Origin of the sequence: Pseudomonas sp. JL2 (assembly GCF_031570495.1) — a bacterium.
Lineage (GTDB): Bacteria > Pseudomonadota > Gammaproteobacteria > Pseudomonadales > Pseudomonadaceae > Aquipseudomonas > Aquipseudomonas rhizophila.
On the sequence record NZ_JAKUDH010000001.1, the window covers coordinates 610,144 to 636,762 of the forward strand.

The window sequence follows — 26,619 nt, forward strand, 5'->3', positions numbered from 1 at the left end:
CAACGGTGTCGCCTTCCATAGACTTGGTTGCACAGGCCGCCTCAACAGGCCTGCGGCAAAGCCACTCAGGCGCCGAGCGTCATACCAAACCCTGACAACCAAATGAAGGCCACATCATGAACACTCCCTACGACCCGCTTTATCTTTTCATCGGTGGTGAATGGATCAGTGACCAAGGGCGCGACACTGCTGCTGTCGTTAACCCGGCAACCGGACGGATGATCGGGCGCGTCCCCCTCGCCACCGCAGGTGACCTTGATAACGCCCTTGAGGTGGCTCGACTGAGCTTCGAGCAATGGCGCCAGACCGTACCTGACAAACGCGCAAAAATCCTCAAGCGGGCCGCCGACCTGATCATTGAACGAGCACCGCACATCGCCGCGCAAATGACACTGGAAGAAGGCAAGCCGCTGGGTGAAAGCATGGATGAAGTGATACGTGCGGCGGAATACTTCGAGTGGTTCGCCGAGAGTGCCCGGCGTATTGATGGCCGCGTGGTACCCGCCAACCGTCCTGGCGTACTGCAACTGGTCAAACGCCAGGCCATCGGCCCAGTGGCAGCGTTCACACCCTGGAACTTCCCGGCCATTACTCCAGCCCGCAAGCTCTCGGCAGCCTTGGCCGCCGGGTGCAGCGTTATCCTCAAGCCAGGTGAAGAAAGTCCTTCCACAGCGCTGGCCCTGGCTCGTGCGCTCGACGACGCAGGCTTGCCCAAAGGGGTGCTGCAGGTGGTCTTCGGCGTACCGGATCAAGTGTCCAGCCATCTGATCGCCTCACCGATCATTCGCAAAGTCACCTTTACCGGCTCAGTGCCCATCGGTCGCCTGCTATCTGCCCGAGCTGCCGAAGGCGTTAAGCCCATCACCCTTGAGTTGGGTGGGCACGGCCCCGTGCTCGTATTCGCAGATGCAGATATTGAAAAGGCTGCAACCGAAGGTGTCGCGAATCGGTTTCGCGGGACCGGACAGGTGTGCATTTCATCCACTCGTTTTCTGATCCAGCGCGGTGCCTATCAAGCTTTTGTCGATCATTTTGTCGCTGCAACCAAAGCCCTGAGAATCGGTGATGGCCTGCATCCAGACACTCAAGTGGGCCCTTTGGCCAACCCAAGGCAATTGGCAAAGATGGAAGAACTGGTGGCCGATGCCGTCGAGAAAGGTGCTCGGGTATTGGTCGGGGGCGAAGCCTTGTCACGTGAAGGCTTCTTCTTCCAGCCCACCGTTCTGGCGGATGTGCCGCTGAACGCCCGAGTCATGCACGAAGAACCCTTTGGCCCGATCGCAGTGCTGATGCCGTTCGATGAATTGGCGGATGGACTGAAAGAAGCGAACCGCCTGCCCTACGGGCTCTCAGCGTACGCATTCACATCCAGTGCGCGAACCGCGATTGACGTCGCTGACGGATTGGAGGCCGGAATGATCGGGATCAACCAATACCGCATCGTCGCCACCGAGCTTCCGTTCGGCGGCATGAAAGAAAGCGGTCATGGCTCGGAAGGCGGCATTGAAGGCATCGAGCACTATCTGACCCACAAATTCATCAGCCAGGTTTAAGGGTAATTCCCATGTCCAAGATCAATTTCAGCAGTCCCCGCGAAGCGGCGCGCGCATTCACGCCCAAGTTGTCGCAGTTCGTCGACTCAACGCTTTATCCGCAGATCTGGAGCGATCCGGCATTGTCCCCCCGCGACCGCAGCCTGATCACCGTGGCTGCATTGATCGCCGGGGGCCACTCGGAAGAACTGCCCGCTCATTTACGCCGGGCGGTGGGCAATGGCGTTAACCATGACGAAATTGCAGCGGCGATCACGCACCTGGCTTTCTACGTGGGATTCCCTGGCGCCATTACCGCGTCTGCTATCGCCAACGCCACGTTTACCGAATCGGAGAACAACCAAGCATGAAAGCCATCAACATCAGAGAATTTGGTGCCGCAGACGTTCTGGAACTCGCAGAGGTTGCCACTCCTGAAGTGCGTCCTACCGACCTGCTAGTGCGTGTCTATGCCGCGGGGGTAAACCGTGCGGATCTGACTCATCGAACGGGTGGCTATGGCCATCCTAATTTCGGCGACTCCCTGATCATCGGGCTGGAGATCGCCGGAGAGGTGATCGATGCAGGCAGTGAGGTGATCGGATTTGAGGTGGGTGATCGAGTGATGGGCGTTGTTGGAGGCGGCGCCTATGCCGAACTGGCTCGAATCGACTACCGCATGGCCATGCACATCCCTGCCCAGCTGGACTATGTGCACGCGGCAGCAATTCCGGAGGTCTTCGTCACTGCCCATGAAGCGATGATGCATCTGGCTCGGCTCAAGGCCAGCGACTCGGTGCTGATTCACGCTGCTGCTGGAGGCGTTGGGTCTGCCGCCGTGCAGCTGGCTTACGCCACAGGCGCCACGGTGTATGCGACAACTGAAGGCAGCAAGTTGTCTCGCGTCGAACACTTGGGGGCAGATGTCGCGATTGACTATAAGACACAGGACTTCGCCGAAGTCATTGCCGATAAAACCAACGGTCGAGGCGTCGATATCGTCATCGACTTCGTCGGCGAGCCCTACTTCGCACGCAACGTCGCGTCCCTTGCGCATGGCGGCCGCCTGATTCAGGTTGGCATCCTCGGCGGTGGCGGCAAAGTAACTATAGAGCTGGAGCATATCCTCTACCGTCACTTGCAAATCATTGGCACGGTCATGAAGTCCCGCACGCAGCCGGAGAAGCACGACATGATCAGGCGCTTCCGTGAGCATTGGCTTGATCGCTTCGATGGCGCTGCAAGCCTCGAGCCTGTCGTTGACAGCACGTTCCCGTTATCACGTGCCGCCGATGCACATCGCCGGATGGAATCTTGCAAGAACGTCGGGAAAATCATTTTGACCATGCAGCCTGAAGACTTGGTTTGAGTCTGGCGTCTTGCGATAGAACTGAAACGGTGCCCCTGGTGGGCACCCTTCAGGATGAAAAAACCATCTTCACAGGACTAGGCCCGTTGTTCCATGGCTTCTCAGGTACTACGGTCGTATTCGCCTTCTCAGTAACTCGGATAACAGCATCGGCATCCCGGACTCCTGATTACCCGGCTCATTTCCTGGCCCATAGGTTTCCCCTGTTGTCGCTGCCGCCCACTGTTTCATGCCCTCTGGCAGCGGCGCCCCTTTTGTTCGTCGTTGCTTTAACGGTATGTTTAAGTCCTCAACTCGAGGACGACCTATGGCCATCCACGCACCCACCGTCACGCAAAAACACTTGGCAGTGTTAATCGACGCCGACAACGCCGCGGCGGCAATTGTTGAAGGTTTATTCGAAGAAATCGCCAAGTATGGTGTCGCCAACGTCAAGCGGATCTATGGTGACTGGACTGGCCCTCAGTTGGGCGGATGGAAAAAGGTGCTGCTCGACCATTCGATTCAGCCTATTCAACAGTTCGCGTATACCAAAGGTAAGAACGCAACAGACAGTGCGTTGATCATCGACGCAATGGACCTGCTATACACCCGCCGCTTCGACGGTTTCTGCCTGGTCTCGAGCGACAGTGACTTCACCCGGCTCGCATCGCGGTTACGAGAAGAAGGTTTGACGGTCTACGGGTTTGGTGAAGAAAAAACCCCGAGACCGTTCGTGTCGGCCTGCGACAAGTTTATCTATACCGAATTGTTGCGCGGTGAAGCGCTTGTTGCTGCAAGCAATGGACATGATCGCCCCGAACCCGAGCCACTCGCCGAAATTGAGACCGTCAATGTCGCCAGTACGCCCGAGGCGAAAAAACTACCCAAGGCACCCGTAAGTTTTATTGCAAAGATATTGGATGACATTGCCGACGAGGATGGCTGGGTTCACCTGGGTGCGCTAGGCACCAACATCAGCAAATTGAGACCTGAATTCGACCCTCGCACCCATGGTTACAAAAAGCTCAGTGAACTGATCAAGGGGTATCCGGATACGTTTGAACTGCAAGCTAGAGGAACGTCCGGAGTGGGTGGTTCAATTCTCTATGCCCGGCATCGACAGCCCGGTTTGTAGCCCCCAAAACCAATGACCGCTCTTGGCCCAGAGTGTGTGGAAACGCCGTCATTGGAGAAATTTTACCAAGCGATGATCTATTGCCGGTCGCCAGGACTAGATCGATTCCAAAGGGACGAAAATGACATTGACTGTCGAAAGGTTGGTCAGGATAGCAATGGCCAATCCAATAAATGCGGAAATCACCTCACGCCTACCGTCACTCGGTTTGAATCAATGCATGCTCACTGCAGGCTGCCTGTTCCAAGCCGTCTGGAATCATCAGTCACACCTGCCGCCAGCCTGGGGGGTGAAGGATTACGACGTTTTTTACTTCGACAGTGATCTGTCCTGGGACGCTGAGAATGAGGTCATCAACTCAGCTAAGCATCTATTCCAAGACCTTGAAGTGAACGTTGAGATCAAGAATCAGGCTCGCGTTCACCTGTGGTACCGCCAGCGGTTTGGTGCGGACTATCCCCAGCTTCAGTCGGCTAAAGATGGAATTGATCGCTACCTGGTTTCCGGTACCTGCATTGGTTTGGATGTTGAAACTGGCGAAGTCTATGCTCCCAACGGCTTGGCCGACACTGAGCTAGGACTCCTTCGCATCAACCCAAAGAATCCCAAGCCAGATCTGTTCGATCAGAAGGCGAAAAGTTATCAGGCTCGCTGGCCTTGGCTCAGGATCGTAGAAACCCAAAGTTGAATCGGAGCGCTTGGCGTATCCCGGCCAAGCAAAAGGCGCATACCCTCTCACCTTCCCAGCGTGAGACATATCGATATTGATGACTTTACTGGCTGCCCAAGCAGTCATTCAAGGCGTCTACAAATAGCGGGGTCGATTCAGCTGGATGCGTTTTTTGATTTCAACCCTTTGCGCTGGGCCATAGATGACTTATTGAACATTTCGTAAAAAAGCGTAACATTGCCGCCCATGATACTCGAACAGCTCAAAGCCCTGGGCAATGACACTCGCATGCAAATGATGGAGTGGCTCAAAGACCCACTCAGTAATTTCCCCCCACAGGATCATGGCGATCCTGCGATAGGCGTGTGCGTCACCCATTTGCAGCACAAGGCGGGGCTTTCACCTTCTACTGCGTCTGCACATTTAGCTATCTTGCAACGTGCAGGCTTCGTGCTGACCACCCGCATCGGAAAATGGACTTACTACCGGCGCAATGAGCAGGCGATTAATGACTTTGCGGCTAGGCTGATCATCGAATTGTAATTTTTAAACATTCATTTCGTTATTTCGCGTAATGAGAAAACATGAGGGAACCCCTATGAGCAGCAAAACTATCTTCGTTGAACCCGGTGGCGGCTATGAAAAGGTTGTGGTTGGCAGCAGCGAAGTCCGAGCCGCAGCGCGTGGCGAAATCACCGTACGTCTTCATGCAAACTCGCTCAACTACCACGACTTCGCGGTGGTCAGCGGTATGTGGGGCCCTAGCGAAAAACGCATCCCCATGGCCGATGGTGCAGGTGAAGTCATTGCTGTCGGCCCAGATGTCACTGAATTCAAGGTAGGTGACTCGGTCGTCAGCACCTTCTTCCCGGAATGGATCAACGGTACGCCACTGGTTGAAGGCTTTGTCAGCGTGCCAGGTGATGGCATTGACGGCTACGCTCGTGAGCAAGTAACGGCCAACGCCACATCGTTCACCCTCGCGCCTATTGGCTACAGCCATGCTGAAGCGTCGACGCTTACCACCGCTGGCCTGACTGCATGGCGCGCCCTGATGGCCGATGACTCACTCAAGCCGGGCGACACCGTGCTCGTCCAAGGCACTGGTGGCGTTTCAATTTTCGCCCTGCAGTTCGCTAAAATGGCCGGCGCTACCGTTATTGCGACCTCTTCAAGCGACGAAAAACTTGAACGTCTGAAAGCGCTAGGCGCTGATCATGTGATCAATTACCGCAAAGACCTCAACTGGGGCGAAACTGCACGCGCGCTAACGGGTGGCCGTGGTGTTGACCACATCATCGAAGTCGGCGGCCCTGCGACGCTTGAGCAATCGATGAGTGCAATTCGGGTTGCTGGTCACATCTCCGTCATCGGCATATTGAGTGGCGTAAGCGGTGCAATGAATTTTGTACCGGCACTGATCAAGCAAGTGCGTCTGCAGGGTGTATTGGTGGGTAGCCGCAGCCAGCAGCAGGACATGATCCGAGCCATCAATGCTAATGGCATGCGCCCGATTATTGATCGTCATTTCCCTATGAGCGAGATTGTCGAAGCGTTCAAGTATCAGGAAACCAACCAGCATTTCGGCAAAATTTGCCTGGATATCTAAGCACGCATGCATGGGCATGATCCGTATGCCTATCTCATAGATGTGCTGCCACGGCTGCCGACGCAGCGGACGAGAGAGATTGGCCCCTTGCTGCCTGTCACAACCGGCAGCAAGGGGTCCAGGCTGTGTGAAAACACCGCCGAGCAGTTCAAGACCTGCGGTTTAAAACAGTATGAGTCGATAGTGGACTTTCACGACCGGCAGTCTGCATCGCCCCAAAGTGAGTAAACGCTTTTGCCACCCCTTGCCATGATTTCTGAGGATTTCATCGCAAGGATTGCCCATGAAGCGGTCTATCCATCAGATTAATTCTTGAGCTCGTCTTGGTTGTCGCTGATCCAGAATATGAACCATCAGACAGGCGTACAGCGTCACGAGAATGAACAGTCCCATGCGTACGGCAAACGCCGTGTAGACGTCCTTGCCCGCAATACTGTCTTGAACCGACTGGCCCAGCAGAATAATCAGGGTGATCAGGCTGTTGAGCCAGAACCCTGGGCTTAACCGTGTAGGGCTTATCCCATATAGCTTGCGCGCCAGCACGAGGCCGAACAGCAGCATCCAAAGGAAGAACATCCATAGATGTACAAAGAGACTCAGTGCACACCAGAACAATACCGCCAGCAGGCCTCCCAACAAGGTCGAGCCAATCAATTCTCGAGCGGCATTACGCGACGTCGTTGTGGAGCTCTGCTGACCCAGGCTGACCGCTTTCAAGACAATGGGCAGGTAAGTGGCCGGATCAATCAGGGCCACCTGAAACGCTGGTAATACAATCAGCGCTGCCCGTAGCGCAACCCTGTCGACGTCTTCCGCCCGCAAGGCCGGGGCCGCGGGTGGTGACGGAGTATTGGCTGACTCGGGAAACAGCCAATGACTTATCGCCAGCACGATGACAGCGAGGATCAAGCCTTTAACCAATGCACCGATGATCATCATCGCCAAGTCAAAATCGACGAAGCCAGCTGAGGAGATCATGGTCAGGCCAATCACCAGAAACGTGACGATCAGGTTATTGCCGCCACGCAGACCCAATCGAAAAACCAGGAACAGGCTCACGCCAACCAGGAGAACGCCGCTGAACGGGTAGTAGCGCAGGATTGGGATAAGCAATAGGCCTACACCGGTGGTCAACATCGCGACCAGGGCCAGTGTCAGTCCAGCCTTGAGTTGCAACGGACGATTGAGGGTGGAAATCAAAAGTACCGCAAGCACGGGCGCGATAAAGGGAATCGGCAAGGCTACGCCGAAGCTGACCGCAAGGCACAGCGCGGTGCCTGTAGCCAGGCGCAACGCCCGCTGAGTCCTCGGCGTCCGCTTAGTAGACATAAGACAGCCAACTCATCAGCCTCAGAAATATGCGGCCCAGTGGATTCAGCGGGTTGCCTTGAGCGGGGAATGCCATGACCTCGGCTTGGCCACCGGCACGTATCGCGCGAGTGTCACGCAGCCTGGCCATTGAATCCTCGGAAAATTCGATGATCACCGGAAAACGCTGTGCCGGACGAAGCCAGTCCCGGCTGTTCTGCACAGTTGGCAATGTACCGGGCGCTGTCGTCGGACCCACGCTGACGCCGTAGCCGACACTGCGTACACGCCCGTCGAACACTTCGCCTGGCAATGCATCCAGGACGATCGCCACCGGTGTCTGGGGCTTGACCAGACCGAGGTTGTTTTCGGTCATGTCTGCGCTGATCCACACATCATGGATGGCGATCAGGGTCATGACTGGGCTGCCGATGGCTGCGAACTGCCCCGCGTCGGTACGTAGATCGGTGATCAAACCTGCCGAACGTGCGCGAATCTGTGTATTAGCCAGGTCGAGTTCAGCTTTCGACAACGCGGTGGCGGCGCTGCGCAGCAAAGCGTTGTTTTCCGCACTGCCACCTTCTTGCTCGCGCGCGCGCTGGACCTCGGCACGGGCGGCGGCGACCTGGCTGAGCGCTTGTTGGTAGTTGGCGCGAGATACTTCGAGCAAGCGTACGGAAATGGTGCCTGGGTCTTCGCGGTACAAACTCTCGAGCCGCTGGTTGTCCTGCCGCGCCTTGAGTTCATTCGCCTGAGCCGCTCGCAAATTGGCTTGTGCAGCGGCTATGCCGGCGGTGCTGGCACCGATCTGTCGGCGGGTGGACTCAAGATCTGCATGCGCACGGTCGACGGCAATCTGATAAGGCTGAGGATCCACTTCGAACAGCACGTCTCCCGCCTTGACGTCCTGATTGTTACGCACGTTGACGCGGATGACTCGACCAGCCACTTCCGCAGCCACCGGTATCACAAAGGCACCGACTCGAGCCTGTTGCGTATAAGGCGTAAAGCGGTCAGCCAACAAGTACCAGACCAGACTCAGTGTGATCAAGATCAGTACCCACTTGATGCCTTTTGAGCCGGGTTCAACTGGCGGTTCTGGCGCCTCGGGGGAAGAGGCATCGGTGGAAGACTGCGCGGCTTCACTCATGGTTGTTGACCTTTTTCGGTTCCGCTGCTGAAGGCTCATCCAGCAAGTTGCCCCAGTCCGTGCGCCCTTCCATTTGCTGGCGGGTGGCCGGGGCGACTTTCGGTTGGTCGCTGTACCAACCGCCGCCCAACGCTTTGTATAGGGCAATCACATTGCTGACGGCATTGCTTCGGCTGACCAGGTAATTGTCCTGTTGCTCCAGCAGTGCGCGTTGCGAGTCGAGCACCCGCTGGAAGTCCGAGTACCCTTCCCGATACAGGGCGTTGGCCAGCACCAGTGACCGCTTGGCGGCGACTTCGGCCTCGCGCAGGATTGCTTCGCGCTCCAGGGACTTGATCAGTCCATTGGCTGCGTCATCTGCCTCGCGTGCCGCTTGGCGCACCTTTTCGCGGTACCCTTCGATCAGTTGCTGCAACCGTGCATCCTGGACGCGCACGTTGTTACTGATCTGGCCGTGATCGAACAGATTCCAGCGCAGACTCGGGCCACCGATCAGGTCCAGACTCCTGGGGGTGCCATTGAGCGTATCAGTCGTCCAAACGATGCTGCCCAGCAAGGTCAGCGACGGATAGAAATCGGTTTCGGCCACGCCGATCAGGGCCGACTGGGCCGCGACATTGAGTTCAGCGGCACGCACGTCGGGCCTGCGCAGCAGCAGGTTGGCCGGTACATCCTGCAGCACGGTACGGTCCACCAGCGGAATCCATCCTTCATTTTCGACCAGTTGCGGCAGAGCGCCGGGCGCCCGTCCAATCAGTACCGCCAACGAATTACGGGTACGCAGAACCTGATCCTCGAAGTTGGGGATGGTACTGAGGGTGCCCAGGTATTGGGTTCTGGCTTGTTGCAGGTCGAGCTCTGCATTCTGGCCGCTCTTGAACAGCTTCTCGGTTATCTCGAAGTTGCGCTTTTGCTGTTTGGCGTTTTCCTTGGCCACGCGCAAACGTGCTTCGGTGGTACGCAGCGAAAAGTAAGTACTGGCCAGTTGGGCGCGTAGCAGAACCAGCCCGTCTTCGAAATTGGCCTGGGCGGCGAAGTAACTGGCATCGGATGATTCAATGGCGCGACTGAAGCGCCCCCAGAAGTCCAGTTCCCAACCGATGTCGAACCCCGCACTGTATTGCCAGAAATGACTGTTTTGCGGACTACTTCCGCCGGATTGCTGACGGTTGAAGTACAGACTGTCGGCGCTGGCTTGCTGCAGTTGTGGGTAACGCCCGCTTTGGGCAATACCCAGCTGGGCCCGTGCCTCAATCACCCGCAGACCGGCAACTTTAAGGTCTGAATTGTTGGCATCCGCCTCGGCAATCAGACGATTGAGGACCGGGTCGCCGAAAACTTGCCACCATTGACGAAAGTCCGGGGCCCGGCTGCGTTGGCTGACTTGCTCAAGGGCAGGAGTTGTCCAGTGTCCTGGCCACGCCTCCCTCGGTGACTGAAAGTCTGGCCCCAGGCGCACGCAGCCGCTCAAGCCGAGCACTCCAAACACTAGCAGTTGGCCCGATCGCGTCAGATGCATGCGTTTTTTCCAGTCAAGGAAGATTACAGGAGCATAGACGCCCTGATCGCCCGCAGACTGCTAAGCTTTTCAGCATCGTTATATTTGATAAGACCCGTCAAAAAGGTACGGCAGCCATGAACTCCCCCCATACCGCTAAATGGCGCTTCAAACTGGGTATAGCCATCATTTGTCTGATGCTAGGCTCCTGGCTGATGGTGCCAGTCGCGGCGGCGCTCGATGTGCCTGGATCAAAGATCGCAGCGCTGACTGGGGTCCTGTTTATCAGCAACAAAGTCCTGCTGATTCTCGTCATCGCCGTCATGGGCAAGGCCGGCTTCCAGCAGTTGAAGGGCAGCTTGGTCGGTTACGTGTCCGGGCTTGTGCCTTCCATGAAGGACGAAGTTGGCCCGGTTCGTCATCGAATCGGCATCGTGATGTTCTGCTTGCCGTTGATCTCCTCATTCCTCGAACCTTACGTCGATGCCTTCTGGCCAGGTCTCAGACCGAACCTCTGGCAGGCCCAATTGCTGGGTGACGTCATGCTGATTGGCAGCTTTTTTGTACTCGGGGGGAATTTCTGGGAGAAGGTGCACGCGTTATTTGTGCGAACTGCACGTGTCTCGGACTCAAGTGCGACGTGAGTCGACGATAGAAACGAAGGCTTTCAACCCTAGCGGACGTTAGCTGCCCAGCGTCAATCAGGGCCGGCGTCCCCGATCGCTGGCACGTCCAGCGGTGCGACTTCGCAAGCCAGTCCTTGGCTTCCCAAACCCCAACGACACATGAACATTGAGCACGGTAAGTAGCCCGCAAAAAACCCTAACTCGCCCCACACATACGCAAAACATCTGAACTCAGTACTTAACATATATTTTCAATTCCCTCGCACCGGTGACTAGCATTCGCCCGGACGCTGCGTGGCCTTCTATCTGCGGCGTCCACCTCCAATAAAAATAATCAGGAGACATCAATGCACAGGTCACCGAAGCCGCTCGCCGCGGCAATTGCGACCGCTACGCTGGGCGCGGGTTTGCCGGGTGTGGTCATGGCCGACTTTCTTGCGGACAGCAAGGCATCGCTGGAACTGCGCAATTTCTACTTCAACGCCGATTACCGACAGGAAGACGCCAACCAGTCGAAACGCGAAGAATGGGCGCAGGGCTTTCTATTGAATTACGAGTCCGGATTCACCGAAGGGCCGGTGGGGTTCGGTATCGATGCGATTGGCCTGCTGGGGGTAAAGCTCGACTCGGGGCCGGACCGGCAGAACTCTGGCCTGTTGCCGGTCGGCGATGACAAGGCACCGGATGAGTACAGCCAGCTGGGCGTGACAGCCAAGGCGCGTTATTCGAAAAGCACGCTGTACGCCGGCACGTTGGTGCCGAAGCTGCCGACCGTGCTGCCCAACGACTCGCGCCTGCTGCCGCAGACTTTTCGCGGCGGGATGCTGACCTCGCGGGAAATCAGCGGGCTGACGCTGAACGCGGGGCGCCTGACCCAGAACAGCCTGCGCAACTCCCCCGCTAATGAGGACATGCTGGTGGCCGGCAAGGGCATCAGCGGCGGTCAGGCCAGTGACCGGTTCGATTTCGCCAGCGCCAGTTATCGTTGGACGCCCAAACTGACCACGGGCTATCACTACGGCCATCTGGATCAGAACTACAAGCAGCACATCTTCAACCTGGCGCACGTGCTGGCGCTGGGCGAGGACCAGGCGTTCAAGAGCGATCTGCGCTTCGCCCGTTCCACCGAGGCCGGAAACACCAACGTCGACAACGATGCCTTTGGCGCCAAGTTCACCTATGAGCTTGGCGGTCACGCGTTCGGGGCGGCGTACCAGAAGATGAGTGGCGAGACGGGTTTTCCGCATATCAATGGCACCAATTCGTATCTGGTGAACTACGTGATGATCTCGCCGGACTTCGCCAGCCCCGGCGAGAAGTCCTGGCAGTTGCGCTACGACTACGACTTCGCGGCCGTGGGCATGCCTGGGTTGAGCTTCATGACCCGCTATGTGCGGGGCGACGATTTCGACGGCCCTGGCGGACGTGACGGCCGTGAGTGGGAACGCAATACCGATATCGGCTACGTGTTCCAGCAAGGCGCGCTGAAGAACTTCGGCGTGAAGCTGCGCAACGGCACCTACCGAAGCACGGGCAATGACATCGATCAGACCCGCTTCATCCTCAGCTACACGTTGTCGCTGCTCTAACGCCCGCCCACACCGCACCGGTGCCCGAGCGGGCAACGGTTTTGCCGAACAGGATATTCATCATGACTTTGCAAAAAGCCCTGCTTAGCCTGGCCGTGGCGTTCGCCTTGGCCACCCCCCATCTGAGCGTACAGGCGGCAGACACTGCCGACCTGCCCTGTCGCACCACAGCCGAATGCGCGGCCGAGGCGGCGAAGATTGGCGCGACGGTCGATCGTGCTGGTGCCAAGCACAGCAAGCACGACAAACAGTTCACCTGGGTCAACCGGATCAACAAGGCGTCCATCGTCATGCTGACTGAAGAAGACATCGTCAGCCGCCAACAAGGGCAAGAGATCGCCCGCGGCGTTCAGTACGTGATTGATCAGGCCGGCAAACCCGACGGCAAGAAGCCCAGCGACGTGCTACAGATCGAGCGCATCATGATCGACAAGATCGGCCCGCAGGCCTCGCTGATTCACTCCGGCCGCAGTCGCCAGGACATGTACGCCACCTACCGTCTCGCGACCTTGCGCAGCCAACTGCTGGATTACACCGACGCAATGAATGACACCCGCGCGCAACTGCTGAAGCTGGCGAAGGACAATGTCGATACGCTGATCCCCGCCTACACCAATGGCGTGCAGGCGCAGCCGATCACCTACGCCCATTACCTGCTGGCTTATGAGGCCGCGTTCGAGCGCGACGCCCAGCGTATACGCGAGCTGTATGAGCGTCTGAATCTCAGCCCTATGGGCACGGCGGTGCTGGCCAATTCCGGCTGGCCACTCAACCGTGAACGCCTGGCCGAATTGCTCGGTTTCGATGGCGTCCGGGAAAACTCGCTGGATGCCGGACAGGTCTCGACCTATGACATTCCTATTGAGGCGGCCGGGATTGCCTCATCCTCGGCGATTCGTATCGGCGCGATGCTGGGCGACATCCATACGCAATATCATCAGATTCGGCCCTGGCTGTTGCTTGAGGAAGGCGCCACCTACACCAGCAGCGCCATGCCGCAGAAGCGCAACCCGGGCCTGATCATGCGCGCGCGGGAATCGGCCACTGATGTGGTCGGTCTTGCCCAGACCGTCACCCTGCGTGCGCACAACGTGACCACCGGCATGACCGACTACAAGTTCGCCTTCGACGCGCTCGGGCTGTTCGATAATGCGCAGCAGATGTTCGTCCGCACGCGCCAGGTCCTGGATGCGCTGGTGATCAATCCGCAGCGTGCGCTGGAGGAACTGGAAGGCGAATGGACCACCTCGATGGAGCTGGCCGACACCCTGGAGCGCGAGCACAAGGTGCCCTTCCGTATCGGTCACAGTTTCGCCTCGCTGGTGGTAGGCCATGCGCGCAAGGAAGGTTTCGTGCCAGCCAACTTCCCCTACGCCGAGGCGCAGCAACTGTTCACCAAAGCGGCGCAGAAGTACAACTGGAAGACCCGCACCCTGCCGCTGACTGAGCCAGCTTTCCGGGCCACTTTGTCGCCGCAGAACATGGTCAAGACCCGCGTCGGCACGGGCGGCCCGCAACCGGCCGAAGTCAAGCGCATGCTCAAGGAAGCGAACGACGCGCTGGCCGGTGATCAGCACTGGGCCAATGGTCGCCGTGAGCGGCTGGCGAAGGCCGAGACCAGCCTGGACAATGCCTTTGGCGCACTGCTGAAAAACTGAGCCCTAGCGCTTCCCGGCCACAGCGTCGGGAAGCGTCGCCTTCCCAGGCATCAGCGCCTCGCGCAGGGCCAAGCGGTCAAGCGCACCACTCCAGGCCGAGATCACCACACACGCCAGGCTGTTGCCGATCACGTTGGTCAGTGATCGGCATTTCATCAATCGCTCGACACCGAGCAGGAGCCCGAGGTTTTCCAGCGGCACCAGATTCAGGCCGGCCACCGTGGCGGCAAGCGTCAAAAAGGCAGAGCCAGCCGCGCTGGTCGAGCCCATCGAGGTCACAAGCGTCACCAACAACAGCATTACCAGAAGCGGTCCATCCAGCACTACCCCAGCGGCCTGGGCGAGAAACACCAGGGCGCAGGTCAGGTAGATGTTCGAGCCGGTGAGATTGAAGGTGTAGCCAGTGCTGAGCACCAGCCGCACCACCCGCTGATCGCATCCGGCCCGCTCGAGCTTTTCGATCAGCCCTGGCACCGCCGCCACCGAAGCGCCGGTAAAGGCCACCAGACAAAGTTCGGCCTTGATATAGACGATGAGACGCCATAACCCCAGGCCGGTGCACCGCGCCGTCAGGCCCAGCACCAGGGTGACAAACAACAAACAGGCGCAGTAGACAGTGCCCACGAACTTGAGCAGCGACCAGGCGGATGCTGGCCCATAGCGCCCCACCGTGAAGGCCATCGCCCCGAAGGCGGCCAGTGGCGCGAATCTGAGCACCTTGCGCAACGCCCACAGCAGCCAGCCGACCAGCGCATCCAGCCTGCGCCGCAGCGGCTCGCCCGCATCACCGGCATAGCCAAGCCCCAGGCCGAACACCAATGCAGCCAACAACACGGGAAGAATGACGGTATGAGCCATTATCTGAGCCAGACTGGTCATCACCGCCGAGGGCAGATCGCTGATCGGCCGCGCGATGGAAGCCGGGAGCGACTCACCGCCGACGCCAGGCGCGAGCAATATCGCCAGTGCCGCCCCGGTGATCAGCGACAGCACGGTCATCAGCAGGAAGTAAGCCAGCACGCGGCTGGCACACCGCGTCTTTTGCCCGCGTTCGCCGAAGCCCGCCACCGCAGAAGACACCAGCACGAACATTACCAGGGGTACCGCATGGCCGATCACGCCGAGAAAAACATCGCTCAGCGGCTTCATCCGCGTCGCCCATTGCGGCTGCACGACACCAAGCGATATGCCCAGGGCAATCGCGATCAGGATCAGCAGGGTATCGTTGCGGTATAGCTTGGCTAAAATCATGGGCCGTCGCGCAATATTGTTGTTTTAGTCGCTTCAGTGCCCCGTATCCTAACCGATCAAGAGCCGCAGTTGCGCCACCGGTCTGCTCCCGCCCCACCAGGACTCCCGTTTATATGGAACTTCGCCATCTCCGCTATTTCGTCATGGTCGCCGAAGAAGGGCATTTCACCCGCGCCGCCGCTCGCCTGAACATGCAACAACCCCCGCTGAGCCAACAGATCCGAGCGCTGGAAACCGAACTCGGATTCGAATTGTTCAAACGCCATCCCAAGGGCGCTGACCTGACCACCGGTGGCGCAGTGTTTCTGGAGGAGGCCAAAGCCATCCTGGCCCGCGTGCAGGACGGTTCGCGTCGGGCTGCAAGGGTGGCCAAGGGCGTGGAAGGTACATTAGCAATTGGTTTCACCTCGTCAGCCGCGGCACACCCGCTGATCCCGCGCATCATCCGTGCCTTTCGCGAACAGTACCCGGCGGTGGCAATCACGCTCGCCGAAGGCAACGCCGGTCGCTTGACCGAACGTGCCAGCGCCGGCCAGTTGGACGTGAGCATCCTTCGTGCGCCGGTCAGCCGACCAGACGGGATCGAGTTCCATCGCCTGCTGGTGGAGGAATTATTGATGGTGTTGCCGGTGGGCCACCCCGCATTGGCCGAGCACCCCGATGCCGTAGAGCTGCGGGCCATACGTGACGAGCCCTTTATCCTGGTTCGTCGGCCCGGCGCGCCGGGAATGTACGCCAATCTGTTGCGCGCCTGCGAGGCGGTCGGCTTCGAACCGCGAGTCGCTTTCGAAGTGGAAAGAATGCTGACCAATGTCAGCCTGGTTGCGGCTGGTGAGGGTGTCTCGGTCGTGCCGGCCTCGATGCGCGACATTCACCGGGAAAGTGTCGTCTACCGTCGCATCCTGGGCGCCCGCCCCCGCCTTGTCGCACCGCTGACGCTGGTCTGCCGCCAGGACAACGAATCGCCCGCATTGCGCAATTTCGTCGTGCTGGCTCGGGACCTGGCGAAGGGATATCGCAAGCAGGCCGTAGGGTGATCGTGTGGAGCGCTATAGCGCCCTATAAATCAGTGATTGTCGTCCCTGCAATCGTCTCGGCGAAACCGACACCGAACATCCGGCCCGGGGTTTCAAAGCCTGCTCGCCGCTCACCGTCCAGCACCCGCCGCGCAGCCTCCACGGCCGCCAGGGGGGTGTAGGTATAGCCGTTGACGGTCTCGATCATTGAACGCGCTACCGTGCCGTCAGCCCCTGTGACTTCTGCCACGGCGCGGGCGCGGTTGGCCTCACGTTGCGCAGCGCTTGGGCCGTCGGGAAGTTGTGACAGGTCGCCTTCGGGAAAAGCATCACCGGTGATACTCACGAACATGGCGATATTGGGAATAGCAGTGGAATGCCAACCGGTGATCAGATCACCGAAGGACAGCGGCGCGCACAGTGCCGGGCCATCGCCAAAATCGAAATGCCGGGGCTGCGCGTCGGGGGTTGCAACCAGCAATCCGTCCACCCGCGCCAAGAGCCCTGCGCCGATAATCTCGCTGACGCTCAAAGCCGATCCCCGGGACATGGAACCTGCGACCTGCAGCGCCACCTCCAGCGACTGCGGATTCTGTACACGGCGAGCGACATGCATGGCCAGACAGTCTGTCGGCACCACGTCCCAGCCGACGCCGGGCAGCAACATGACACCCGCTTGGGCGGCCTGTGTGCCAAGCTGTTCGGCCTGCCGATAGACGTTGATCTCGGCAGTGATATCCAGGTAGTCGACCCCAGCCTTGATGCAGGCCTGCATCAGGGCGTGCGCTGTCTGTGCAAAAGGCCCGGCGAAGTTCAGCAGCACGCTGATGCCTTCCAGGGATTGTGCTGCGTGTATATCCGGGCTGAACACTCGGTACGTGACGTTCAGTTGAGCAGCCAGAGCCTGCAACCTTTCGCCATTGCGTCCGGCGATGACAAATTCCAGCCCCAACGCTTTGGCATGCTCGGCAGCCATGCGCCCGGTGTAGCCCGTCGCGCCGTAGATCATTAATTTTTTCATTGATTGTGCTGCCAGTTCTTGTAGACGAATTCGAGGCTGTAGCCGTCCGGGTCAAGGACATTGGCTGCGTAGTAATCGGGGTCGTAATACAGACGTGCGCCGGGTGCGCCGTTGTCATGAGCGCCATTTTCCATAGCCGCCGCATACGCCGCGTTGACCTCGGCTTTGCTGCTCGCCACGAAACCGACATGCACGGCCCGCCCCTCGACGACGCCCTCGCGCAACCAGAAAAACATCCGCCCATTGGCGCCGAAGCCCTTGAGATCCGGGTGGCCTGGCGGTCCGTCCTTGCCGTCGTAATCAAGTCGCGCGGTAATGCCCAGCGGGTTCAGTGTCGCGGTGTAGAAACGGATGGAACGCTCAATGTCGCTGACTGAGATAAAAATATGATCAAGCATGCGCTAGCCTCGCTATTCAGATGTTGTAGCCGCCCGCGACTTCGATCGTCTGAGCATTGATCCAGCGTCCTTCTTCGGACAGCAGCATGGCGATCACGCTCATTCGCTGCTCCACTGTCACTGAGTTGAGTCACCACAGTAACCATCGCCTTGGTAGCGAGCGCAGCCGTTCCTGCTCGAATCCTGCCTGTTTCTGCTTTTTGCTTGCGTGGACGCATCCGCCTGGGTTCAGATGGCCCCCATGACCAACCCACTCAACGAACTGCGCGCCCTGGCTGCTCGGGCCGAGAACCGCCGCACGGAAACGGGCATACCGCGCCTGGCCATGGTCCAGGGTGAAATCCCGGCGCATTTGCTGGCCGCCGTTTACGAACCGATGATCAACCTGATTCTGCAAGGCAGTAAGTCAATGACCATCGGCGACCGTACGCTGGACTATGACCCTGCGACCTATTTCGTCATGTCCATCGAATTGCCAGCGGTCGGCCAAGTCCATCCTGCTGCGTCCGGCGAGCCTTACCTGGCGGTCAGCCTGACACTCGACCCGGCGGTCCTGGCAACTTTGCTCGCCGACCTGCCAAAGCCTGTCGGCCAATACGAAAAGGATGCGGGCTTTTCGGTAGCCTCAGTCACGCCCGAGTTGATGGATGCCTGGGTCCGTATGCTGCGGTTGATGAACCGGCCTGAAGACATTGCGGCCCTTGCCCCCGTTTACGAACGAGAGATCCTCTACCGGGTGTTACAAGGCCCTCACGGCTGGATGCTGCGTGATATCGCAGCACCCGATAGCGCCATGGCTCGGGTCAGCCTCGCGATCCAGTACATTCGCCGGGAATTTGCCGAGTCCATTCGCGTGGAAGCGCTGGCACAACGGGCTGCGATGAGCGTTTCGGCCTTTCACCGTCACTTCAAAGCCGTGACCGCGTTGAGCCCTCTGCAGTACCAAAAAAGAGTGCGTTTGCTTCAGGCTCGGACACTCCTGGTCGCCCATGCCAAAAGCGTTACCAGCGCGGCATTGGAGGTCGGTTACGAAAGCGCTACACAGTTCAGTCGCGATTACGCACGAGTATTCGGACTGCCCCCAGCACGCGATGCGGCAAGAATTCAGGGTGAAATCCTCGGCGAACAGATCAGATGAAACGGTTTTTTCCCCGGATGCTGTGAGTCAGTCACCGTTGCTGTTCGCGCTGAACGAAACAGGCCACGGGGCAGTCGGAACACCAGGCCCCTCGGCAAAGAAACCTGACTCATGTCCTTACGATTCGCTGTCCTCGCTACGTTGCTCACGTTGGCCGCCAGCACGGCGGCCGCCGCACAAGAACCACTGCGTCTGGAACGCCTGGACCGCTGCGGTGACCTGCTGCAAAGCCAGCATCAGGACTGGTGCCTGACGGTGCACGGCTTGGGTACTCAAACGCCACAACTGAAACTGGGTGATAAGACGCTACCCGCGCTCATTGTCCAACGCGAAGGGCAAAACCTGCGCGTGCGCCTGGACAGCGCCGCCTATCAGAGCGGCCCTATTTGGCTGGAAGACGGGCAGCGCGTCAGCAATGCAGCCTGGCTGAGCCTGCGCAACAGTCACGTATTGGCCGCCGGGCCGGACGAAGTCGCGAAGAACATGGACGGCTTGAGCACCTACGTCGATCTGGTGAGCCTGTTGATCGAGGAGAATCACGATGGGCGCCAGGAAGCTGAACGTCTCGCCCAAAAATACGGCGCCAAGGTCGTCGGCAGTATTGCTCCCCTGAACCTGTATCAGCTTCGGCTACCCGCCAAGGATCTGGTGCAGCGCGACGCGCTGGTGCTACGGATGGGCAGCGAGACCAGTGTCGATGCCGTGGTGATCGAGGAGTCGGCGGCAGAAGAGGCCGAGCAAGCCAGCGCCCACCCTGAAGAGCCGAAGAAGCCGGCCCTGGACTCCGATGAATGGGCCGCCAACCGCTTTCTCGACGCGGTGAACTACTACCAGCGGCGCATTCCTGCGCGGCAACCGCCCACCCCGCCGCAACCGGTGCGCATCGGCCTGATCGAACGCAACGTGGATTTCGACACCGCCGATTTCGCCGACTACCTCGGCGGCTGCTCGATGCCGCGCACCTGCGTCTATGCGCGCGATGCGAGTACGCCAGACAACCACGGCACCACCGTCGCCGGCATTCTCGCCGCGCGCTGGGATGACGGTGGAAACACCGGTTTTCTCCGGGGTCTGGACAAAGCCAGCGGTGGTTTCGAAGTCATTGTCGAGCGCAACTCCGATGCCGGGATCACCGCCAACATCGCCGCCTCGGTCAACCTTGTGGAGGACGGCGTGCGGGTGCTCAACTGGAGCTGGGGCATTCACCGCGTTGGCGCGAAAAACGTCAAGGGTGATGAGGTGGACTCGCTGTTGCGCTCAGGCATCGCCATGAGCGGTTACGAGGAACTGCTGGAAGAGTTTTTCCTGTGGCTGCGCAAGGAGCATCCCGACGTGGTGGTGGTGAACTCCGCCGGCAACGGATCTTCGTTCTCGGGCAGCGATGAATACCGCCTGCCCTCTTCGTTCATCACCGAACAACTGCTGGTGGTCGGCGGGCACCAGCGCAGCGAGCGCGCCGGGGTTGCCGTCGATGACCCGGGCTATGCGGTCAAGCGCAGCTCCTCGAATATCGACATGCGCGTGGACATCACCGCCGCCGCTTGCGCCCACGCCTCGACCACCAGCGCCGGCGAAAACGGCGCAGTGCATTGCGGCACATCCTATGCCACGCCCATGGTCGCGGGCTTGCTGGCGGCGATGCTGTCCATCAACCCGCAACTTCAGCCCGAGCAGCTACGCATGCTGCTCCGGCGCAGCGCTATGACCATCGGTGAAAATCACGATTTTGAACGGATGGATGGCGAGGACCTCACGGCCCCTATCCTGCCGTCGGAGCGCAGCTATCAGCTTAACGACAAGGACGTGGGGCGTTCGGCGCGACTGGACATGCAAAAAGCGCTGGACCTGGCGGAGCAGAGCCGCACGCGCGTGCGCTGAACCTGGCACCGGGTGTGGGATAAAAAGTACTGGCAGCAGCGACATCCATAGTTTGACCCTCCTCGAAGTGAGCGATGCCTCAGGTGCATAACCTGTGAGCCCACATGGAGGAGATGGCGATGAAGCCCACCCGTTTTTTTGGAAAGACTGTACTGACCTGCACATTCATCCTGGCAATGATCGGTTGGGGGGTCGGTTTTTATGGACCGCCGATCTACATGCAGGCCGTGATGGATCGCACCGGCTGGCCGGTGGCCCAGGTGTCGGCGGCCGTTACCCTGCACTTTCTCAGCGGCACCCTGGTCATCGCCAACCTGCCAAGGCTCTACGCGCGCTTCGGTGTACCGGCCATTACCCTGCTGGGCAGCGTGGTGCTGGGGGTCGGGGTGAATATCTGGGCTCAGGCCAGCCAATTATGGGTGCTGTATGCCGGGGCCATCTGCTCGGGCATCGGTTGGGTGACATTAGGCGCCGCCGCCGTTAACACCCTGATCGCGCCCTGGTATATCAAGGAGCGACCCAAAGCCTTGGGCAAGGCTTACAACGGCGCCAGCATGGGTGGGGTGATTTTCTCGCCGTTGTGGGTGTTGCTGATCGAGCGTTTTGGCTTTGCCACGGCGGCGCTGGTGATCAGCCCCGCAGCCGTGGTGCTGCTCGGCTGCTTCGCCTTTCTGGTGTTCAATAAAAGCCCTCAAAGCCTCGGCCAGCATCCGGACAACGCCGACCAACCAGAACCGGTAGCGACTGGCACGAGCGCCGTACCCTGGACTGCGGCGCAAACTCTCAAGTCGGCCAGTTTCCGTTCCCTGGCAGCGGGCATGTCCCTGGGGTTGTTCGCCCAAATAGGCTTGATCGCCCACCTGTATTCGATTCTGGCGGGACGCATGGGCGCCCATGACGCCTCATTCGCCATGGGCCTGGCCACCGCCAGCGCCATGGGCGGGCGTTACGTGGCCGCACGCCTGATGACCCAAGGCGTCAACCGCCGTCAACTGGCCTGCCTGGGTTATGGGATTCAGATGCTTGGAACACTGATGCTCCTGGGCCTGGATATCCATCCGGCGGTCGCCTGGGTGGCGGTGGTGTTGATCGGTTCGGGAATCGGCAACGCCACTTCATTGCCGCCGTTGATCGCCCAGACTGAGTTCAGCCGCGAACATACCGCCAGGGTGATTGCGCTGATGGTCGCAATCAGTCAAGCCACCTATGCCTTCGCTCCGGCGTTCTTCGGCTTGGTCCGTTCAGTCTTTGCCGAACCGAGCCAGGCCATCGCCGCTATCGTGATTGCCGCTGTCGTGGTGCAAGGCCTCGCGATCCTGGCGTTCTACAAGGGCGTGGTCACCCGCCCTTTCAAGAAAACCGTGTACTGAATCGCTACCTACGTCAGGATCGGGCCAGCGCTAGCCCCCTGCACGGATGCGCTCGACCAGACGTGCCTGCAGCACTTTGAGCTCCTCGGGGTCGGCCTTGCCCCGCCCATGTATGCCCGCCTCCTCGCCCTCCCAGCGAGGGACGATGTGTACATGAATGTGGTAGACCGTCTGCCCGGCCGGAGCACCGTTGAACTGCGCGATTTGCACACCATCGGGCTTCAGCTCGTCCACGATGACCCGTGTGAGCCGCTGCACGGCAGACATCATCGCGCCGAGGACCGCAGGCTCGACATCAAGAATATTCCGGGCCTGGGACGCTTTGGGAATCACCAGGACGTGGCCGCGCGATTGAGGAAAGATATCCAGAAAGGCCAGTACATCGGCGTCTTCGTAAATCTTGTAGCACGGCGCGTCGCCACGAAGGATTAGCGCGAAGATGTTCTGCGGATCGTAATCACCGTGCAGGCTCATGATCATTCCCTTAAGCGGTTGTCAGGACAGTTGACTGCCAGCAAGCCGGCATCGAACGATCAGAAGGTTTAGCACAATCAACTGGCTGTTTTCCATAAAACGGGCAAAAGCCCCGGTACTTTGCAGTGCCGGGGCCTGACGTTGCGTGGCGTCACGCGCGGTTTTTCAACGTGTCATAGGCTTCAAGCGAACGCAGCGAGTAGATGTACGCGGCGCCTGCATTCAGCGAGATCGCGGTTGCCAGGGCGGCAGCCACTTCCTCGCGGCTCGCCCCGGCCTTGATCGCCGAGTCCGTGTGCGCGGCGATACAGCCATCGCAGCGGGTGGTCACCGCGACGGCAATCGAAATCAGCTCCCGGGTCTTGGCATCGAGTACGTCATTTTCGCTGGCGGCCTCCCCAAGGGCCATGTAGGCCTTGACCATTTTCGGGTTGCTCTTGCCCAGTGCGCCAAAGGCTTTTTGAATGGTGGGCAACAATTCAGACCAGTTGTGGAACATGGCATTAACTCCTGAGTGGGTTGGGTGTACTGTTTCGACGCCCTCAGTTTTTCACTCCGGCGCGGGTCGATTTTGTTCAATCCGCTCAGTTTTTTTGGCGATGCTCTCAAATGAATGCGATCGATCGACTCATCAGCCTGGCCAATGTGCGCGGCAGTCTGGATCTACGCTGTCAATTCCAGGGTGACTGGGCTCTGGATCATGAACAGCAAGCCCTGGGCAGAGCGCCCTATCACATCGTGTTGGCGGGAGAGTGCCGGGTAGAGTTTCCCGATGGGCAGCGTTTGCCCATGCGCGCAGGTGACATCCTGCTTCTGCCCCGTGGTGCGCGACACCTGATGCACAGCCCTGGGAAAACAGTGGCGCCAACTTCACCGAAACTCGTCACAGGTGGCGCGCTGCCGGTCCATCGTATTGGCAACGCCAGTGCCGAACTGGACATGCTGTGTGGCGACTTTCACTTCAATCGGGCCTCACTGCTGTTCGCCTCCCTGCCCGAATACCTGGTCATCCCCAGCGGCGCGTTGCCGGCCAACGGTCCGCTACCCGCGCTGGTGGAAGTCATTCGTGCGGAAGCCGATGAGGCCAAGGTCGGTGCTCGTTTTCTGCTCGATGCGCTTTCCCAGGCATTGTTCACGCTTATTCTGCGTGCGCATCTGGCAAGTCATGGCCAGGACAGCGGCTCGCTGGCGCTGTTGGGCGATAAACGTCTGGGCCGAGCCTGGCAGGCGATGCTGGCAGATCCGGCCTACGAGTGGACGATCCAGGGCCTGGCGGACCTCGCGAACATGTCCCGCGCGAACTTCATGCGAACGTTCGTTCGCGTGGCCGGGGTATCGCCTTGGGTGTTGTTGACGCAAATACGCATGGAGTTGGCGTTCAGTCTGCTCAGCCATTCACATTTGGGCTTGAGCGATATTGCCGTGCAGGTCGGTTACCAATCCCAGGCGGCGTTCAGCAAGAAGTTCAAGGAGATTTATGGGCAAGCACCAGGAAAAGTGCGACGTACGATCTAGCCTGTGGCAAGGGCGCTGGGGTGCGCAGCAGCCCTAAGATCTGCCATCGCGGGTGTGTCAGGGTGATGGTGTTCAGCTCTTTTGGGGCTGCTGCGCAGCCCAGCGGGAGCAAGCTCCCTCGCCACGGGTTCTGTTTGGCTGGGCGATTGGGGCGAGATTAGCACCTGCTCAAACGTCCAGAACCACGGTCTCACTCCCCTGTGCCGGTACTGCGCAACAGATCAGTACCTCATCTTCGGCAACCGGCTCGGCCGGACTGTTCAGATAATGCACCTGCCCCTGGCTTAGCCGGGTTTTACAGGTGCCGCACGAACCGCCGCGGCAGCTGAACTCAGGGCTCAGGCCCCGGGCTTCGGCAAGCTCCAGCAGGGTCCCGCTGCCCGGTTCCCAGCGGGCCTCCTTGCCGGAGCTGGCGAACAGGATCTTCACCGACTCGCTCGATGCAGGCACTTGCGGGGCCGCTGGCACGCTGACTTCGGCGTCGCGTACCAGTGTGGATGGGCCGAAGGTTTCGGCATGAATGCGATCGTCTGGAATGCGCAATTTGCGCAATCCGTCATACAGCGACTGGGTGAAGCTGCCGGGCCCGCACAGGTAGTAGTCGTAGTCATCGAGCGCCAGCAGTTGCTTGAGCAGTTCCACATCGATCCTGCCCGTCGCGTCGTAGCCTTGCCCCGCACCGTCCGTAGGTGGCTGGCTGACCAGACGCAGTACCTTTACCTTGCCTGCGGCACGCTTGACCAGCTCATCGATTTCCTCGCGAAATGCCAGGTCGGCAACCGTGCGCGCGCTTTGCACCAACCAGACCGGACGCATCCGACTCATGCGCAGACCCTGATAGACCACCTCGCGCAACATCGACAACAGCGGCGTCACACCCACGCCCGCCGCCAGCAGCACCAAGGGCCGCCGCTCAGCGGCCTGAACGGTGAAATGCCCTTGGGGCGCTCGCGCCTCGATCTGCTGCGCCACCTCAATCCGGTCATGCAGATGCGAGGAGACCAAGCCCTCGCGCTTGACGCTGATGCGCAGGAAATCATCCGACGGCGCGCTGGACACGCTGTAGGTACGAATCGAGGGGACTTTCTGCCCCTCCAGCGAAATCCGCACGGGCAAGTGCTGGCCGGCGTCAAACCGGGGCACGCCCGCTCCGTCGGCGGCTTGCAGGTAGAAGGAGCGAATGTTGTGGCTCTCATCCACCACACGAACCACACGCAATGGGCGCCATTGGGTCCGCAGGGCTTCGGCCTGCAAGCGCTCGGCGGCCTGCTCCCAACTGCCAGTCATCAATGAATTGGGCGAGTCGCCCGCGCTCTGGTCCTTCCAGCGCAACGGGATCGCGGCCTGGCGGTAAACCACGCGCTGCGGCTTGAAGCGCAGCAGCCGCTCGGCGCCCTGGAACGCGGCAATTTCGGGATCGTCCAGCAATACTTGGGCGGAACCGGTCATTTGCAGAAGATCGCCGGTCTTGAAATCGACGAAGATCAGGCCTGCGCGGGGATTGAGCAGGATGTTGCCCAGGGTGTTGAAGAACAGGTTTCCAGAGAAGTCCGGGATGGTCAGCGTGCCGTCCTCGTCCATGCGCACAAAACCTGGCTTGCCGCCGCGGTGGGACGCATCGACCTGCCGTTCGCCGTCGCGCTCCACATAGGTGGCGATGTAAAACGAATCAGCCGCCGTGATCAGGCGTCGAGCCAATGGGTCCGTTGCCACCAGGTGCCGAACGTCACCGGCCTGTTCGCGGACAAAGGAATATTGGCGCAGGTTGATATAGCGGGGGCAATTGCCATAGGCCTGGCTGACGGAAATCTCCAACCCGTGATCGAGCAAACGGCGAATGTTGCCGTTCATGCGGTTGCGCCGACGGGTGTGCAATTCGATACCCAGCATGCCGATGGCAGCCCCCTCGCCCATGCCCTCCTGGGCCGGATCGCTGGGTTGTGGCTTGAGATCGATCTGCAGGGTTTGCGGATCAGGTGAGCTCATGAAACCGGGTTTGCCGGTGCGCAGGGTCGCCCACACGTCACCTTGCCGATCCACGGCGCCCAATACCACGAAAGGTAACTGTGCGTAGAACTCCCGGTGCTGGTCCGGCATCCAGTTGCGCGCCAATTGTCGCTGGCCGACGCTGGTCATCATGTCGACCGCACCGACCGAGCGTTGCAAGGTCAGTTCGCCTTCATGCCAGGGTGAGGATTGTGGTTTCGCGGCTTCGTCCATCAGCTACTCCTCGCGCCCGCAGCCTTGCAGGCTGCGTTAAGACGCTACGGTCAGGGGGACTGCGCTACGCCTCTTGCCGAGGGTGCATTGCAGGTGGGGTTATCTTCTTCCCAAAGGGATTGGGGAGGAATACGCACGAACTGCAATCCACTGTTTCATAAACTGGAATGAACACGTCCAGGGCGCCTGCGGGGAATCACCAGGGCCGGACA

At 59.6% G+C, this 26,619-nt stretch carries 25 protein-coding genes and 1 pseudogene; 16 read left to right on the top strand and 10 right to left on the bottom strand.

Going from position 1 to position 26,619, the window contains the following annotated elements; genetic code table 11:
- The first annotated feature begins 116 nt into the window (after nucleotides 1-116).
- The 8 genes from MKS85_RS02750 (at nucleotide 117) to MKS85_RS28865 (ending at nucleotide 6,525) form a co-directional block, all read left to right on the top strand.
- Nucleotides 117-1,553, top strand: a complete 1,437-nt coding sequence (locus MKS85_RS02750) for an NAD-dependent succinate-semialdehyde dehydrogenase (RefSeq protein WP_139049910.1) — start codon at nucleotides 117-119, stop codon at nucleotides 1,551-1,553.
- Nucleotides 1,554-1,564: 11 nt separating this feature from the next.
- Nucleotides 1,565-1,903 carry a carboxymuconolactone decarboxylase family protein gene (locus tag MKS85_RS02755; protein WP_047225708.1) on the top strand — a complete coding sequence of 113 codons (339 nt, stop codon included), beginning with the start codon at nucleotides 1,565-1,567 and terminating at the stop codon, nucleotides 1,901-1,903.
- Nucleotides 1,900-2,901 (top strand): NAD(P)H-quinone oxidoreductase, encoded by a 1,002-nt coding sequence (locus MKS85_RS02760; protein WP_160892220.1) that lies wholly within the window; start codon nucleotides 1,900-1,902, stop codon nucleotides 2,899-2,901. The genes MKS85_RS02755 and MKS85_RS02760 overlap by 4 nt, the downstream gene beginning before the upstream one ends.
- Before the next feature lie 307 nt (nucleotides 2,902-3,208).
- Nucleotides 3,209-4,018 (top strand): NYN domain-containing protein, encoded by an 810-nt coding sequence (locus tag MKS85_RS02765; RefSeq protein WP_107322332.1) that lies wholly within the window; start codon nucleotides 3,209-3,211, stop codon nucleotides 4,016-4,018.
- A 157-nt stretch (nucleotides 4,019-4,175) separates the two neighbouring features.
- Nucleotides 4,176-4,706 carry a nucleotidyltransferase family protein gene (locus MKS85_RS02770; protein WP_310662659.1) on the top strand — a complete coding sequence of 177 codons (531 nt, stop codon included), beginning with the start codon at nucleotides 4,176-4,178 and terminating at the stop codon, nucleotides 4,704-4,706.
- A 228-nt stretch (nucleotides 4,707-4,934) separates the two neighbouring features.
- Complete coding sequence (locus MKS85_RS02775; RefSeq protein WP_047225704.1) at nucleotides 4,935-5,231, top strand: helix-turn-helix transcriptional regulator; 297 nt, start codon at nucleotides 4,935-4,937, stop codon at nucleotides 5,229-5,231.
- Nucleotides 5,232-5,286: 55 nt separating this feature from the next.
- Nucleotides 5,287-6,297, top strand: coding sequence for an NAD(P)-dependent alcohol dehydrogenase (locus MKS85_RS02780; RefSeq protein WP_047225703.1), 1,011 nt, complete (start codon nucleotides 5,287-5,289; stop codon nucleotides 6,295-6,297).
- Between the two features lie 6 nt (nucleotides 6,298-6,303).
- Nucleotides 6,304-6,525, top strand: a complete 222-nt coding sequence (locus tag MKS85_RS28865; protein WP_083714403.1) for a transposase domain-containing protein — start codon at nucleotides 6,304-6,306, stop codon at nucleotides 6,523-6,525.
- A 72-nt stretch (nucleotides 6,526-6,597) separates the two neighbouring features.
- Here the strand turns inward: MKS85_RS28865 and MKS85_RS02790 are convergent, their stop codons facing one another.
- Genes MKS85_RS02790 through MKS85_RS02800 form a run of 3 tightly spaced genes read right to left on the bottom strand, consistent with a single transcriptional unit; the run spans nucleotide 6,598 to nucleotide 10,274 of the window.
- Complete coding sequence (locus tag MKS85_RS02790) at nucleotides 6,598-7,626, bottom strand: DUF2955 domain-containing protein (protein ID WP_310662660.1); 1,029 nt, start codon at nucleotides 7,624-7,626, stop codon at nucleotides 6,598-6,600.
- Complete coding sequence (locus MKS85_RS02795) at nucleotides 7,616-8,755, bottom strand: HlyD family secretion protein (protein ID WP_310662661.1); 1,140 nt, start codon at nucleotides 8,753-8,755, stop codon at nucleotides 7,616-7,618. The genes MKS85_RS02790 and MKS85_RS02795 overlap by 11 nt, the downstream gene beginning before the upstream one ends.
- On the bottom strand, nucleotides 8,748-10,274 hold the full coding sequence (locus tag MKS85_RS02800) for a TolC family protein (RefSeq protein ID WP_310662662.1): 1,527 nt from the start codon (nucleotides 10,272-10,274) through the stop codon (nucleotides 8,748-8,750). The genes MKS85_RS02795 and MKS85_RS02800 overlap by 8 nt, the downstream gene beginning before the upstream one ends.
- A 116-nt stretch (nucleotides 10,275-10,390) precedes the next feature.
- Here MKS85_RS02800 and MKS85_RS02805 point away from each other — a divergent pair, with 116 nt between their 5' ends.
- The 3 genes from MKS85_RS02805 to MKS85_RS02815 all read left to right on the top strand — a co-directional run bounded on the left by MKS85_RS02805 (nucleotide 10,391) and on the right by MKS85_RS02815 (nucleotide 14,126).
- Nucleotides 10,391-10,897 carry a transporter suffix domain-containing protein gene (locus MKS85_RS02805; RefSeq protein WP_076384367.1) on the top strand — a complete coding sequence of 169 codons (507 nt, stop codon included), beginning with the start codon at nucleotides 10,391-10,393 and terminating at the stop codon, nucleotides 10,895-10,897.
- 329 nt (nucleotides 10,898-11,226) lie between these two features.
- Nucleotides 11,227-12,468, top strand: coding sequence for an OprD family porin (locus MKS85_RS02810; RefSeq protein ID WP_047225697.1), 1,242 nt, complete (start codon nucleotides 11,227-11,229; stop codon nucleotides 12,466-12,468).
- A gap of 62 nt (nucleotides 12,469-12,530) precedes the next feature.
- Entirely contained in the window at nucleotides 12,531-14,126 is a 1,596-nt protein-coding gene (locus MKS85_RS02815) for an argininosuccinate lyase (protein WP_310662663.1), read from the top strand.
- Nucleotides 14,127-14,129: 3 nt separating this feature from the next.
- Here MKS85_RS02815 and MKS85_RS02820 read toward each other — a convergent pair whose 3' ends face one another.
- Nucleotides 14,130-15,377, bottom strand: coding sequence for a cation:dicarboxylate symporter family transporter (locus MKS85_RS02820; protein WP_171061357.1), 1,248 nt, complete (start codon nucleotides 15,375-15,377; stop codon nucleotides 14,130-14,132).
- Nucleotides 15,378-15,490: 113 nt separating this feature from the next.
- Between MKS85_RS02820 and MKS85_RS02825 the strand changes: the two genes are divergently transcribed.
- Complete coding sequence (locus MKS85_RS02825; protein ID WP_047225695.1) at nucleotides 15,491-16,414, top strand: LysR substrate-binding domain-containing protein; 924 nt, start codon at nucleotides 15,491-15,493, stop codon at nucleotides 16,412-16,414.
- A 22-nt stretch (nucleotides 16,415-16,436) separates the two neighbouring features.
- Here the strand turns inward: MKS85_RS02825 and MKS85_RS02830 are convergent, their stop codons facing one another.
- The 3 genes and pseudogenes from MKS85_RS02830 to MKS85_RS02840 form a co-directional block, all read right to left on the bottom strand.
- On the bottom strand, nucleotides 16,437-17,414 hold the full coding sequence (locus MKS85_RS02830; protein WP_310662664.1) for a saccharopine dehydrogenase NADP-binding domain-containing protein: 978 nt from the start codon (nucleotides 17,412-17,414) through the stop codon (nucleotides 16,437-16,439).
- Nucleotides 17,411-17,812: a VOC family protein gene (locus MKS85_RS02835; RefSeq protein ID WP_310662665.1), complete on the bottom strand. Its 402-nt coding sequence runs from the start codon at nucleotides 17,810-17,812 to the stop codon at nucleotides 17,411-17,413. The genes MKS85_RS02830 and MKS85_RS02835 overlap by 4 nt, the downstream gene beginning before the upstream one ends.
- 16 nt (nucleotides 17,813-17,828) lie before the next feature.
- Nucleotides 17,829-17,909: pseudogene (locus MKS85_RS02840) on the bottom strand (3-oxoacyl-ACP reductase); the annotation flags it as partial.
- A 144-nt stretch (nucleotides 17,910-18,053) separates the two neighbouring features.
- Between MKS85_RS02840 and MKS85_RS02845 the strand changes: the two are divergent.
- From MKS85_RS02845 to MKS85_RS02855, 3 genes are all read left to right on the top strand, one after another.
- Nucleotides 18,054-18,950, top strand: coding sequence for an AraC family transcriptional regulator (locus MKS85_RS02845; RefSeq protein WP_173406892.1), 897 nt, complete (start codon nucleotides 18,054-18,056; stop codon nucleotides 18,948-18,950).
- Nucleotides 18,951-19,061: 111 nt separating this feature from the next.
- Nucleotides 19,062-20,828, top strand: coding sequence for a S8/S53 family peptidase (locus MKS85_RS02850; protein WP_310662666.1), 1,767 nt, complete (start codon nucleotides 19,062-19,064; stop codon nucleotides 20,826-20,828).
- A 119-nt stretch (nucleotides 20,829-20,947) separates the two neighbouring features.
- Nucleotides 20,948-22,198 carry an MFS transporter gene (locus MKS85_RS02855; protein WP_310662667.1) on the top strand — a complete coding sequence of 417 codons (1,251 nt, stop codon included), beginning with the start codon at nucleotides 20,948-20,950 and terminating at the stop codon, nucleotides 22,196-22,198.
- Nucleotides 22,199-22,228: 30 nt separating this feature from the next.
- Here MKS85_RS02855 and MKS85_RS02860 read toward each other — a convergent pair whose 3' ends face one another.
- Entirely contained in the window at nucleotides 22,229-22,672 is a 444-nt protein-coding gene (locus tag MKS85_RS02860) for an HIT family protein (protein ID WP_310662668.1), read from the bottom strand.
- A 151-nt stretch (nucleotides 22,673-22,823) separates the two neighbouring features.
- A complete protein-coding gene (locus MKS85_RS02865; protein WP_310662669.1) occupies nucleotides 22,824-23,171 on the bottom strand; it encodes a carboxymuconolactone decarboxylase family protein in 348 nt (115 codons plus the stop codon).
- A 110-nt stretch (nucleotides 23,172-23,281) separates the two neighbouring features.
- On the opposite strand from MKS85_RS02865, the gene MKS85_RS02870 reads away from it, so the two are divergent.
- Nucleotides 23,282-24,187, top strand: a complete 906-nt coding sequence (locus MKS85_RS02870) for an AraC family transcriptional regulator (RefSeq protein WP_047225687.1) — start codon at nucleotides 23,282-23,284, stop codon at nucleotides 24,185-24,187.
- A 168-nt stretch (nucleotides 24,188-24,355) separates the two neighbouring features.
- Here MKS85_RS02870 and MKS85_RS02875 read toward each other — a convergent pair whose 3' ends face one another.
- The gene (locus MKS85_RS02875; RefSeq protein ID WP_139049897.1) at nucleotides 24,356-26,407 is read right to left on the bottom strand and encodes a pyridoxamine 5'-phosphate oxidase family protein; all 2,052 of its coding nucleotides are present in this window, start codon (nucleotides 26,405-26,407) and stop codon (nucleotides 24,356-24,358) included.
- Between the last annotated feature and the right edge of the window lie 212 nt (nucleotides 26,408-26,619).